At 73.2% G+C, this 12381-nt stretch carries 9 protein-coding genes; 7 read left to right on the top strand and 2 right to left on the bottom strand.

Annotated features, from left to right (window positions below):
- The first annotated feature begins 160 nt into the window (after positions 1–160).
- From ACZ4NT_RS26780 to ACZ4NT_RS26795, 4 genes are all read left to right on the top strand, one after another.
- The gene (locus ACZ4NT_RS26780) at positions 161–1528 is read left to right on the top strand and encodes a sensor histidine kinase (RefSeq protein ID WP_467728011.1); all 1368 of its coding nucleotides are present in this window, start codon (positions 161–163) and stop codon (positions 1526–1528) included.
- A 437-nt stretch (positions 1529–1965) separates the two neighbouring features.
- Complete coding sequence (locus tag ACZ4NT_RS26785) at positions 1966–2625, top strand: response regulator (protein ID WP_467728061.1); 660 nt, start codon at positions 1966–1968, stop codon at positions 2623–2625.
- A 295-nt stretch (positions 2626–2920) separates the two neighbouring features.
- Positions 2921–4852, top strand: a complete 1932-nt coding sequence (locus ACZ4NT_RS26790; protein ID WP_467728013.1) for a 2-oxoacid:acceptor oxidoreductase subunit alpha — start codon at positions 2921–2923, stop codon at positions 4850–4852.
- Positions 4845–5924, top strand: a complete 1080-nt coding sequence (locus tag ACZ4NT_RS26795; RefSeq protein WP_121405456.1) for a 2-oxoacid:ferredoxin oxidoreductase subunit beta — start codon at positions 4845–4847, stop codon at positions 5922–5924. Before ACZ4NT_RS26790 ends, ACZ4NT_RS26795 begins: the two co-directional genes overlap by 8 nt.
- A 139-nt stretch (positions 5925–6063) precedes the next feature.
- On the opposite strand, the gene ACZ4NT_RS26800 is transcribed toward ACZ4NT_RS26795, so the two are convergent.
- Positions 6064–6453 (bottom strand): winged helix-turn-helix transcriptional regulator, encoded by a 390-nt coding sequence (locus ACZ4NT_RS26800; RefSeq protein WP_467728015.1) that lies wholly within the window; start codon positions 6451–6453, stop codon positions 6064–6066.
- Positions 6454–6545: 92 nt separating this feature from the next.
- On the opposite strand from ACZ4NT_RS26800, the gene ACZ4NT_RS26805 reads away from it, so the two are divergent.
- From ACZ4NT_RS26805 to ACZ4NT_RS26815, 3 genes are all read left to right on the top strand, one after another.
- Positions 6546–7403 carry an NAD(P)H-binding protein gene (locus ACZ4NT_RS26805; protein ID WP_467728017.1) on the top strand — a complete coding sequence of 286 codons (858 nt, stop codon included), beginning with the start codon at positions 6546–6548 and terminating at the stop codon, positions 7401–7403.
- A gap of 205 nt (positions 7404–7608) precedes the next feature.
- A complete protein-coding gene (rarD, locus tag ACZ4NT_RS26810) occupies positions 7609–8673 on the top strand; it encodes an EamA family transporter RarD (protein ID WP_467728019.1) in 1065 nt (354 codons plus the stop codon).
- 135 nt (positions 8674–8808) lie between these two features.
- A complete protein-coding gene (locus ACZ4NT_RS26815) occupies positions 8809–9756 on the top strand; it encodes a M28 family metallopeptidase (protein ID WP_121405452.1) in 948 nt (315 codons plus the stop codon).
- A 116-nt stretch (positions 9757–9872) separates the two neighbouring features.
- On the opposite strand, the gene ACZ4NT_RS26820 is transcribed toward ACZ4NT_RS26815, so the two are convergent.
- The gene (locus ACZ4NT_RS26820; RefSeq protein ID WP_467728022.1) at positions 9873–12230 is read right to left on the bottom strand and encodes a hypothetical protein; all 2358 of its coding nucleotides are present in this window, start codon (positions 12228–12230) and stop codon (positions 9873–9875) included.
- Between the last annotated feature and the right edge of the window lie 151 nt (positions 12231–12381).

A 12381-nucleotide genomic window follows, 5' to 3' on the forward strand; every position in this document is an offset into this window, starting at 1 on the left:
GCCTCGCCGGTCGAGGCCGACCCCGGTCCGGCAGGTAGGGAAAACCCCCGGGCGAAGACGCCGATGGACTCCATGGCCGGGGGGCCCGGGACCGAGCAGGGTGGAGGTACGACGGGGGACGACAGCTCACCGACCGGACGAGTAGAAACGGACGACGCCGATGGCCACGGACTACGGACAGGGATACGGGCGGCACAGCGGTCCCGGGGTCCACGGGGCGGGTTCCGGGGGCCGGCGGCATCGGCTGCCGGTCGCGCTGCGGGCGCCGATCGAGGCACGCGGCCTGCGCGAGTTCGGATATCTGATGCTGAGCCTGCCGATCGCCGTCGCGGGCTTCGTCTTCGCGGTCACGATGGTCTCGCTCGGCGCGGGGCTGCTGATCACCTTCCTGGGAGTCCCGGTCCTGGCGGCGGCCCTGGCCGGGTGCCGAGGCATCGGGTCCCTGGAGCGGACGCGGGCGCGGGCGCTGCTGGACCTGGAGATCGCCGACCCGGAGCCGCTGCGCCGCAGGGGCCGGGGCCCGATGGCCGCGGTGGGGGCGCTGCTCAGGAGCGGTACGTCCTGGCGGCACCTGCTGTACGCGCTGCTGCACTTCCCGTGGGCGGTGTTCGCGTTCTCGGTGGCGCTGTCGTTCTGGGCGTACGGCTGGGCGATGCTGACGTATCCGCTGTGGTTCTGGCTCTTCCCGCTGTACGGCGGGCAGGGCGGCCTCCAGCTCTACGGCGACGAGGGGCACCGCATCTATCTGGACAACCCGTTCGAGATCGGGGTGACCGCGCTGGTCGGGCTGCTGTTCACGCTGGCCACGCCCTGGATCGTGCGGGCCCTGACGACGGTGGACCGGGTGATGGTGCTCGGGTTGCTCGGCCCCTCGAAGCTGGCCACCCGGGTCGTGGAACTGGAGTCGGACCGCGGGGTGGTCGTGGACACGGCCGCCGCCGACCTGCGGCGCATCGAGCGCGACCTGCACGACGGGGCCCAGGCCCGGCTGGTGGCGCTGGCCATGGACCTCGGGCTCGCCAAGGAGAAGCTGACGGAGGACCCGCGCGAGGCGGCGCGGATGGTGGACGAGGCGCACGGCGAGGTGAAGACGGCGCTGCAGGAGCTGCGGGATCTGGCGCGGGGCATCCACCCCGCCGTCCTGACGGACCGGGGACTGGACGCGGCACTGTCGGCGGTCGCCTCGCGGTGCACGGTGCCGGTGCAGGTCGAGGTGGACCTGCCGTCCCGGCCGGCCCCGGCGATCGAGGGCATCGCCTACTTCACGGTGTCCGAGCTGCTGCAGAACGTCAGCAAGCACTCGAGGGCGACTCGGGCGACGGTCGACGTCTGGCGGGTCGAGAACCGGCTGATGCTCCAGGTGTCGGACAACGGTGTGGGCGGCGCGGAGCCGTCCGCCGGGTCCGGTCTCGCGGGGCTCGCGGAGCGTCTCGACGCGGTGGACGGGATTCTGGTGGTCGACTCGCCCGTCGCCGGACCGACCCGCGTCACGGCGGAGCTGCCCTGGCGTGGACAGCGGCTCTCCTGAACGAGGACACCCGTCGGCCCCGACGCCCGGCCCGGTTCGGTTCGGGGCGGGGCGGGGCGGGGCGAGCCGACGCAGAGAACGGCAGGTCCGGCTCCCAGGCCGGGCCTGCCGTCGTCGCGCCGCCACCCGGCCCGGCCGTCACCGTGCCGCCACCCGGCCCGGCCGTCACCGTGCCGCCGCCCGCCCCGTGTCACCGCGCCGGGAGCCGCCCCGCCGGGACCGCCTCCGCGAGCGGGCCCCGTACCGCGTCTCCCCTTCCCCGTTACCCGTGCGGATTCGGCACGCCCGGGCGCGCGCCGGTTCGAATACTGGAATGCTGGGGCTGTCGTACGAGGGACGAGCGGGCCGGGGCGCGAGGCGACCGGCGTGTGCGGGGCGGAGAAGTACCGGCGCGGGCCGGGCACAGGCTGTGGGGGGCCGAGAACGTGGAGGACAGGGTGCGGGTGGTCATCGCCGAGGATTCAGTGCTGCTCAGGGAGGGCCTGACCCGGTTGCTGACCGACCGCGGGCACGACGTGGTGGCCGGCGTGGGGGACGCGGAGGCGCTGATCAGGACGATCACCGAGTTCGCGGCCCGGGACGAGCTGCCCGACGTGGTGGTCGCCGACGTGCGGATGCCGCCGACGCACACCGACGAGGGGGTGCGGGCGGCGGTGCAGCTGCGCAAGGAGCATCCGGGACTCGGAGTGCTCGTGCTGTCGCAGTACGTGGAGGAGCAGTACGCCACCGAACTGCTGGCCGGTTCCAGCCGCGGGGTCGGCTATCTGCTGAAGGACCGGGTGGCCGAGGTCCGCGAGTTCGTGGACGCGGTGGTGCGGGTGGCCGGTGGGGGCACCGCACTCGACCCGGAGGTGGTGGCGCAACTGCTGGGGCGCAGCCGCAAGCAGGACGTGCTCGCGGGGCTCACGCCGCGGGAGCGGGAGGTCCTGGGGCTGATGGCCGAGGGACGCACCAACTCGGCCGTGGCGCGGCAGTTGGTGGTCAGCGACGGCGCCGTCGAGAAGCACGTCAGCAACATCTTCCTGAAGCTGGGGCTGTCCCCGAGCGACGGGGACCACCGGCGTGTTCTCGCGGTCCTCACCTATCTGAACTCCTGACTGCCTGACACTGTGTCAGTTGTCCAGCACGCATCGAGTCGCGAGGTGTCCAGTACGGAGCCGGGCGCCCGCGACACGCACGAGCACGAGAACCGAAGGAACGGCAGGGAGCGTCTTCACGTAAAGCGCCGGGGGGCGAGCACACCATGGCAGATCAGGGCGTCCGAGAATCTCGGAGTCGAGTCCATCATGCGAATGGCCGAGGGAAGGCGACCCTTACCGACGTAGGGTTGATCCTGGGAGGGTCGGCGGGACGACCGCTCCCGGCCAGCCGCCTCGAGGGAGGTCCAGTTCAGTGACCAGCCAGGTCAGCAGTCCAGCGGAACAGGCCGACGAAACCGTCGTAGGAGAGCAGCGCAAACCGGCGGGCGCCAAGGACATACGCCGGCTCGATCGCGTCATCATCCGCTTCGCGGGCGACTCCGGTGACGGTATGCAGCTCACCGGCGACCGCTTCACCTCGGAGACGGCGTCCTTCGGCAACGACCTGTCCACCCTGCCGAACTTCCCGGCCGAGATCCGCGCCCCCGCAGGCACCCTGCCGGGCGTCTCGTCCTTCCAGCTGCACTTCGCCGACCACGACATCCTCACCCCCGGTGACGCGCCGAACGTGCTGGTCGCGATGAACCCGGCCGCGCTGAAGGCGAACATCGCCGACGTGCCGCGCGGCGCGGAGATCATCGTCAACACGGACGAGTTCACCAAACGGGCGATGCAGAAGGTCGGCTACGCGACGAGTCCGCTGGAGGACGGCTCGCTGGACGGATACAGCGTCCACCCCGTCCCGCTGACCACGCTCACCGTGGAGGCGCTCAAGGAGTTCGACCTCTCCCGCAAGGAGGCCGAGCGGTCGAAGAACATGTTCGCGCTGGGTCTGCTGAGCTGGATGTACCACCGGCCGACCGAGGGCACGGAGAAGTTCCTCAGGACCAAGTTCGCGAAGAAGCCGGAGATCGCGGCCGCCAACATCGCGGCGTACCACGCGGGCTGGAACTTCGGTGAGACGACCGAGGACTTCGCGGTCAGCTACGAGGTGGCACCGGCGGCACAGGCGTTTCCGCCGGGCACGTACCGGAACATCTCCGGGAACCTGGCGCTGTCGTACGGGCTGATCGCGGCCTCGCAGCAGGCGGACCTGCCGCTGTATCTGGGCTCCTACCCGATCACCCCGGCGTCCGACATCCTGCACGAGCTCAGCCGGCACAAGAACTTCGGTGTGCGGACCTTCCAGGCCGAGGACGAGATCGCGGGCATCGGTGCGGCGCTGGGGGCCGCCTTCGGGGGCTCCCTCGCGGTGACCACCACGTCCGGGCCCGGTGTGGCGCTGAAGTCCGAGACCATCGGCCTCGCGGTGTCCCTGGAGCTGCCGCTGCTGGTCGTCGACATCCAGCGCGGCGGTCCCTCGACGGGGCTGCCGACCAAGACCGAGCAGGCCGACCTGCTGCAGGCGATGTACGGGCGCAACGGCGAGGCCCCGGTGCCGGTCGTCGCCCCCAGGACACCCGCCGACTGCTTCGACGCCGCGGTCGAGGCGGCCCGGATCGCCCTGACCTACCGCACCCCGGTCTTCCTGCTCTCCGACGGCTACCTCGCCAACGGCTCCGAACCCTGGCGCATCCCCGACACCGACGAACTCCCCGACCTGCGCGTGCAGTTCGCCCAGGGCCCCAACCACACGCTGGCCGACGGCACCGAGGTGTTCTGGCCCTACAAGCGCGACCCGCAGACCCTGGCCCGCCCCTGGGCCGTACCGGGCACACCGGGTCTGGAGCACCGGATCGGCGGCATCGAGAAGCAGGACGGCTCGGGCAACATCTCCTACGACCCGGCCAACCACGACTTCATGGTCCGCACCCGGCAGGCCAAGATCGACGGCATCGAGGTCCCCGACCTCGACGTCGACGACCCGGGCGAGGACGCCACCACGCTGGTGCTGGGCTGGGGTTCCACCTACGGGCCGATCACGGCGGCGGTACGGCGGCTGCGGACCGCGGGCGAGAGCATCGCACAGGCCCATCTGCGCCACCTCAACCCGTTCCCGCGGAATCTGGGCGCCGTCCTCGGGCGTTACGACAAGGTGGTGATCCCCGAGATGAACCTCGGCCAGCTCGCCACGCTCGTCAGGGCGAAGTACCTGGTGGACGCGCACTCGTACAACCAGGTCAACGGTATGCCGTTCAAGGCCGAACAGCTCGCCACGGCTCTCAAGGAGGCCATCGATGGCTGAGACGACCACGGAAGGCGCGGGCACGATCGAGGCGCTTTCACTCGTGCCCAAGGCCGAGGCCAGGCAGTCCATGAAGGACTTCAAGTCCGATCAGGAAGTGCGCTGGTGCCCCGGCTGCGGCGACTACGCGATCCTGGCGGCCGTCCAGGGCTTCATGCCCGAACTCGGCCTGGCCAAGGAGAACATCGTCTTCGTCTCCGGCATCGGCTGTTCCTCCCGCTTCCCGTACTACATGGACACCTACGGGATGCACTCCATCCACGGCCGCGCCCCCGCCATCGCCACCGGGCTCGCCTCGTCCCGCCGCGACCTCAGCGTCTGGGTGGTCACCGGTGACGGCGACGCCCTCTCCATCGGCGGCAACCACCTGATCCACGCCCTGCGTCGCAACGTGAACCTCAAGATCCTGCTGTTCAACAACCGGATCTACGGCCTCACCAAGGGCCAGTACTCCCCCACCTCCGAGGTCGGCAAGATCACCAAGTCGACCCCGATGGGCTCCCTCGACGCCCCCTTCAACCCGGTGTCGCTGGCCATCGGCGCGGAGGCGTCCTTCGTCGCCCGCACCGTCGACTCCGACCGCAAGCACCTCACGGACGTGCTGCGCCAGGCCGCCGCCCACCCCGGCACCGCGCTGGTGGAGATCTACCAGAACTGCAACATCTTCAACGACGGCGCCTTCGAGGTGCTCAAGGACCGGCAGCAGGCCGAGGAAGCCGTCATCCGCCTCGAACACGGCAAGCCGATCCGCTTCGGCGCGGACGGGGCCAAGGGTGTCGTCCGCGACCAGCTCACCGGCGACCTGCGGGTCGTCACCGTCACCCCCGAGAACGAGTCGCTGATCCTGGTCCACGACGCGCATGCCGCGTCCCCGACCACGGCCTTCGCCCTGTCCCGCCTCGCCGACCCCGACACCCTGCACCACACCCCGATCGGCGTGCTGCGCTCCGTGGACCGGCCCGTCTACGACACCCAGATGTCGGACCAGCTGGACGCGGCCATCGAGCAGAACGGCAAGGGTGACCTGTCGGCCCTGCTGGCCGGCGGCGACACCTGGACGGTCGTCGGCTGATCCGCCACGCGTCCCACCGGGCCCGGACCATCAGGTCCGGGCCCGTCCGTGTTCCCGGGCCCGCCTTCGTTGCCGGGGCCGTCCGCGTTCCCGGACCGGGCCCGTTCCCGGACCGGGCCCGGTTCTCGGACGTGGCCGCTCAGGCCCGTCCGTTCGGGGCCGCCCGTGCCCCGTCGTACGCCTCGCGGGCTTCCAGGACCGCGTCCATCCGGCGCTCGGTCCACCCGGCGAGGGCGGCCACCTGCGCGGCGGCCTCCCGGCCCAGCTCGGTGAGCGAGTAGTCGACGCGCGGGGGGATCACCGGCTTGGCGTCCCGGTGCACCAGGCCGTCGCGCTCCAGGGTCTGCAGTGTCTGGGTCAGCATCTTCTCGCTGACGCGGCCGATGGCGCGGCGCAGCTCGCTGAACCGGTACGGGCGCTCGCGCAGCGCGATCAGGACGAGGACGCCCCAGCGGCTGGTGACGTGTTCGAGGACGAGTCGGTAGGGGCACATCGCCTCGCTGCCGACCCCGGGGTTGCTTACCGCCATGCCGGTACCTTACTTCAAAGTGGGTACTTTCAATAAGTTAGCGCCGCTCCTATGGTGAGTGACATACCCACCCCACAAGGAGCTGTTTCCTCATGAGCATCGTCGTCACCGGAGCCACCGGCCGCCTCGGCCGTCTCGTCATCGACGGTCTGCTGGAGAAGGTGCCGGCCGCGGAGGTCGTCGCCGTCGTCCGCGACAAGGAGAAGGCCGCCGACCTGGCCGCCCGCGGCGTCGACCTGCGCGTGGCCGACTACGACGCCCCCGAGACCCTCGCGGGCGTCTTCGCCCCGGGCGACCGGGTGCTGCTGATCTCCGGCAGCGAGGTCGGACGGCGCGTGGCCCAGCACCGGGCCGTGATCGACGCGGCGAAGGCGGCCGGCGTCGCGCTGCTGGCGTACACCGGCGTCCTGGGCGGCCCGGCCGCCGACTTCCGGCTGGCGGACGAGCACAAGGAGACCGAGCGGGCGATCCTCGGCTCCGGCCTGCCCCACACCTTCCTGCGCAACGGCTGGTACCACGAGAACTACACCGAGAACCTGGCCCCCGTGCTGGCACACGGCGCCGTCGTGCACAGCGCCGGCGAGGGCCGGGTCGCCTCGGCCTCGCGCGCCGACTACGCGGCCGCGGCGGTCGCCGTGCTGACCGGCGAGGGGCACGAGAACGCGGCGTACGAACTCAGCGGCGACACCGCCTGGAGCTTCGCGGAGTACGCGGCCGAGCTGAGCCGGCAGACCGGGCGGGAGATCGGCCAGGACGACGTGCCCGCCGAGGTGCACCAGGGCATCCTCACCGGTGCCGGGCTGCCCGAGCCCTTCGCCGCGGTCCTGGTGGACGTGGACGCGGCCGTCGGCCGCGGGCTGCTCGCGGGGACGAACGGCGACCTGGCGCGGCTGATCGGCCGCCCCACCACGCCGGTCGCGGACGCGATCGCGGTGGCGCTGAAGGCCTGACGCCCCGCCGCGGCGCCGACGGACCACCGGCCCGCCGCCTGGGGGGGGGGGGGGGGGGGGGGGCCCCCCCCCCCCCCCCCCCCCCCCCCCCCCCCCCCGCCCACCCTGTCATGACCGTATGGCGATACGGACATGACAGGGGCGGGTGCCCGGCGCTACCGTCGGGGAGGCTGCACGGAGGCAGCCGTGCACGAGGGAGGCGCCGGTGGCCGGGCAGTCGAAGAGCGAGCAGCGGACAGGCCTGCTCAACGGTTTCGCGGCATACGGCATGTGGGGGCTCGTCCCCCTCTTCTGGCCGCTGCTGAAGCCGGCCGGAGCGGTCGAGATCCTGGCCCACCGGATGGTGTGGTCCCTCGCCGTGGTCGGGGTCGCGCTGCTGGTGATGCGGCGCTGGGCCTGGCTCGGCGAACTGGTGCGGCAGCCCCGCAGACTGGGCCTGGTCGCGGTCGCCGCGACGGTCATCACGGTCAACTGGGGCGTCTACATCTGGTCGGTGAACGCCGGCCACGTGGTGGAGGCCTCGCTCGGCTACTTCATCAACCCGCTGGTCACCATCGCGCTGGGCGTCCTGGTGCTCAAGGAGCGGATGCGGCCCGCGCAGTGGGCCGCCGTGGGCATCGCCCTCGCGGCGGTGCTGGTGCTGACCATCGGCTACGGCCGCCCGCCGTGGATCTCGCTCTGTCTCGCCTTCTCCTTCGGGACCTACGGACTGGTGAAGAAGAAGGTCAACCTCGGCGGCATCGAGTCGCTGGCGGCGGAGACGGCGATCCAGTTCCTGCCCGCGCTCGCCTATCTGGCGTGGCTGAGCGCCCACGGCGACTCGACCTTCGCGACGCAGGGCGCGGGTCACGCCGTGCTCCTCGCGTCGACCGGTGTCGTCACCGCGATCCCCCTCGTCTGCTTCGGCGCGGCCGCGATCCGGGTACCGCTCTCCACACTGGGGCTGCTCCAGTACCTGGCACCCGTCTTCCAGTTCCTGCTGGGCATCCTGTACTTCCACGAGGCCATGCCGCCCGAGCGGTGGGCCGGCTTCGCACTCGTCTGGGTCGCGCTGTCGCTGCTCACCTTCGACGCGCTGCGGACCGCGCGCCTCTCGGCGCGCGCTCGGGCCGAGATCCAGGCCCGCAGGACCGCCGCTCCGGCCGGAACCGCCGGCCCGGCAACGCGCACCGGGGCCGCCGAGCAGGGCGGAGCGGTCGCCTGGGGCGAGGCCGCCGGGGACGCCGACCGCACGCTCGGAGCGGAGTCTCCGGTATACGAACGCCCCTGACCGAATACCGCTCTTGACGGTAAGTCAGTCCCAGCTTCACCATCCAGGCACCCCATTCACCGTGGAGTCCCCGGACGCCCCACGCACCCCTCGTGGCGGCTCCGTCGGATTTCCCTGGAATTCGGAGCCCCCCACATGAAGCTCTCCATTCCTGGGCGTGCCTCGGCGGCCTCGGTCGTCGCCGTCGCCACGCTGCTCGTCGGCGGATCCATAGCCGGGGCGGCCCCCGCCCCCGTGGCAGCGGCCGCCGCGCCCGACATCCCCGTGGCCAACGTCAAGGCCCACCTCTCCCAGCTCCAGTCCATCGCCACCGCCAACGGCGGCAACCGCGCGCACGGCCGCGCCGGCTACAAGGCCTCGCTCGACTACGTCAAGGCCAAGCTGGACGCCGCCGGATTCACCACCACCGTCCAGCAGTTCACCTCCGGCGGCCGTACCGGCTACAACCTGATCGCCGACTGGCCCGGCGGCGACACCGGCCGGGTCGTCATGGCCGGGTCGCACCTCGACAGCGTCACGGCGGGCCCCGGCATCAACGACAACGGCTCCGGCTCGGCGGCCGTGCTGGAGGCGGCGCTCACCGTGGCCCGTACGAACTACCAGCCCACGAAGCATCTCCGGTTCGCCTGGTGGGGCGCCGAGGAACTGGGCATGGTCGGCTCGCGCTACTACGTCAACAGCCTCTCCACCACGAACCGTTCGAGGATCAGCGGCTACCTGAACTTCGACATGATCGGCTCACCGAACCCGGGGTACTTCGTCTACGACGACGACCCCGCGATCGAGAAGACCTTCAAGACCTACTTCACGGGGATCGGCGTCCCCACGGAGATCGAGACCGAGGGCGACGGCCGCTCGGACCACGCGCCCTTCAAGAACGCGGGCATTCCCGTCGGCGGCCTGTTCAGCGGCGCCGACTACATCAAGACCAGCGCACAGGCGACGAAGTGGGGCGGCACGGCGGGCCGGGCGTTCGACGCCTGCTACCACTCGTCCTGCGACACCTCGTCCAACATCAACGACACGGCGCTGAACCGCAACGCGGACGCCCTGGCGTACGCCGTCTGGGGGCTGTCGGCCTAGGCACCCGCCGGCGAGGGTGTGACGAGCGCGGGCGCGGGCCGTCGGGCCCGTGCCCGCGCTTCACCGTGCGGCGCCGCCGGTCGCCGCGCGGGACGGCCGGACCGGACCGTACGGGCTCACCGGGCCGGGGGCTGCGGGTTGCGGGTGTACGGGTTGTCCGACAGGGAGCGGGCGCGCTCCGCGAGGCGGCCCATGCGCGTGCGGGCGCTCTCCAGCTGCTCCAGGTCGTCCGCGGCGGGGCCCTCGTCGGCCGTGAGCTCCGTCCAGACGCCGATCAGGTCGCGGCCGAGGTGCAGGCCCTGCAGCGGGTCGCGGACGGCGCGCCAGGCCGCGGCGGCGCTCTGCACGTTCCCGTACGCGGCACCCGGGTCGCCGTGCCGCCTGCGCAGCCGCGCCAGGTCCAGGGACAGGTGGAACGACCTGAGCGGGTCCCCCGCCAAGTAGGCGATGTACGACGTCAGTTCGCGCAGCTTCAGCACCTCGGGGTGCTCGGGGCCCCAGGTCGCCGACGCCTCCGCCACCGTGCGCTCGGCCAGGCCCGCCGCATCCTCGATCCGGCCCTGCTTCACGGCCTCGTTGATCCGCGCCACGGGCTCGGCGAACGGCGAGGGCACCGCGTCCGGCGCGCCCGCTTCCCCGTCCGGCGCCAGCACCGCTTCGGCCACGGCGTCGAATCCCCGGGCGGGCGTGGGCTTCGGGTCGGGTTCGGGCTCCGGTCCCAGCTCCGGCAGGCGGGCCGGGGCGGTGTCGCGGGCGGGTGCCGGGTTGCCCCCTCGGGTCGGGGTCGCGTTCCACTCGGGGGCGGGCAGGGGTTCGGATTCCGTCTCCGTCTCGACCATCGGGATGAGCCCGGAGGAGGGGATCACCTTCCACTCGGGTGCGGAATAGGGCTCGTCCTCGCGCTCGAAGGGGGTGAGGGGGGCCGGATCGGCGCCGCCGTCCGCCCCGGCCGGGCGGGGCTGCTCCCAGGGGGCCGGGGACTCGGGGCCGGTGGCCGGGCCGAACTCGCCCGTCGGCGCGGAGACCGTGCCGGGTGCCGGCCGGTCCTCGGCGGACGGCTCGGGCGCCGGCCGGGCGGGGCCGGGAGGCTCCACGCCGGGACCGGCGGTGGCCTCCGCCCGGGGCCGGGCCGGACCGGGCGTCCCGACGGAGTCCGCCGCGGACTCCGGGACCGCCCGCAGGACGTACGTGGCCACGGTGCCGTCGGCACCGGGAGCCGGCGGCTCCGGCTCCGGCACGGCCCTCAGCGGAAAGGTCGGCACGTTCGCGACACCCTCGACGGGGGCCGGCCGCGCGTCCGGCGCCGCGGTGTCCTGCCCGGGGGCGGCGGGCGCGGGCGGTATGAGGGAGTTCGCGCCGGGGGCCGGGGACTCCGGGGCCGCGGTGCCCGGTGCGGAGGGGTCCGACGGCTGCGGAACCGGTACCGACCCGGCCGCCGGGGTGCCCTGGGCGAGCGGACCCGGCACCGGCTCGGGAAGCGCGCGCAGCTGGTGGGTCGCCTTGTCCCGGACGGGCGGCGAGGGCGGGGCGGCGTCGGATGCGGGACCGTGCGGGCGGACGGGGCGAGGGCCCGGCTCGGATGCGGGTGCGGGGTTCGAGCGGGGCCCGACGCCGGGTGCGGGGTCTGCGCTCGGTGCCGATGCCGCGGGGGCGGTGGGGTGCGGCGCGGGCTCCGGGGCCCGGGCGTGGAGGGGGCCGGCGGGCCGGTCCGTCGGCGCCGGACCCGCGTCCCGCGCGGACGACGCCTCGCCGACGGGCACGGCGGAGACCGAGGGTGCGGATCCCGGTGCGACGGCGGGCTTCGTCACGGGAGCGGGGCCGTGGCCCGGCACGGACGCCCCCGTCCCAGGGCGGTGCGACGTGGGGACGTGGATCCCGGTGGGCGCGGGGCCCGGGGACGGCGTGGTCTGCGGAGCCGGAGCGGGCCCGGGGGCGCTCGGCAAAGCCATGGGGGCCGGGTCGGGCGTGCTCGGCGCCGGGACCGGCTCGGGCCTGTTCGGCCTGGCCGTCGGCGTCGGTCCGGGGGCGCTCGGCATGGCCGTCCGGTCCCGCTCGTGAGCGTTCAGCCCCGGCGCCGGGACCGGCTCGGGCGTGCTCGGCCTGGCCGTCGGAGCCGGTCCGGGGGCGCTCGGCACGGCTGTGGGGGCCGGGTCGGGGGCGCTCGGCCTGGTCGTGGGGGCCGGGCCCACGCGGACCGGGTTGCCCGCGTACTCGCTGGAGCCGTCGACGTACACCTGCAGCGGGACCACGTAGCCGATGCTCTCGTCGTGGACCATGGCGAGGACGGGGTGGCCCGTGGCGAGGGCGATGCGGTGGAGGTAGTTCAGGACGGCGTCCTGGACGACCTCGCCGGGGCTCGTGACGACCGGCATGCCGCCGACCGTCGCCACCGCGGCACCGCCGGGCAGCGCGCCCCCGTCGCCGGACGCGGCGGCGCCGCCGCGGGCCCGCACGCGGACCTCGATCGGCGTCACGCCCGACCCCGACCTCGCCCCCGGTGCCGAGGCGGCGGGCGCCTGCCGCCCCCGCCTGGGTTCCCGCTTCTGATCGCGGCTGAATCGAGACATCGGTTCCCTCACTCGGGTCGGTCAGTGGAGGAAGGGGTGGCAGACGGGGCGGGCGAGA

The organism is Streptomyces sp. NPDC026417, from assembly GCF_055567695.1.

Coding starts and splice junctions, on each gene's coding strand:
- ACZ4NT_RS26780 (WP_467728011.1), top strand. CDS start 161: ATGGCCACGGACTACGGACAGGGATACGGGCGGCACAGCGGTCCCGGG.
- ACZ4NT_RS26795 (WP_121405456.1), top strand. CDS start 4,845: ATGGCTGAGACGACCACGGAAGGCGCGGGCACGATCGAGGCGCTTTCA.
- ACZ4NT_RS26800 (WP_467728015.1), bottom strand. CDS start 6,453: ATGGCGGTAAGCAACCCCGGGGTCGGCAGCGAGGCGATGTGCCCCTAC.
- ACZ4NT_RS26805 (WP_467728017.1), top strand. CDS start 6,546: ATGAGCATCGTCGTCACCGGAGCCACCGGCCGCCTCGGCCGTCTCGTC.
- ACZ4NT_RS26815 (WP_121405452.1), top strand. CDS start 8,809: ATGAAGCTCTCCATTCCTGGGCGTGCCTCGGCGGCCTCGGTCGTCGCC.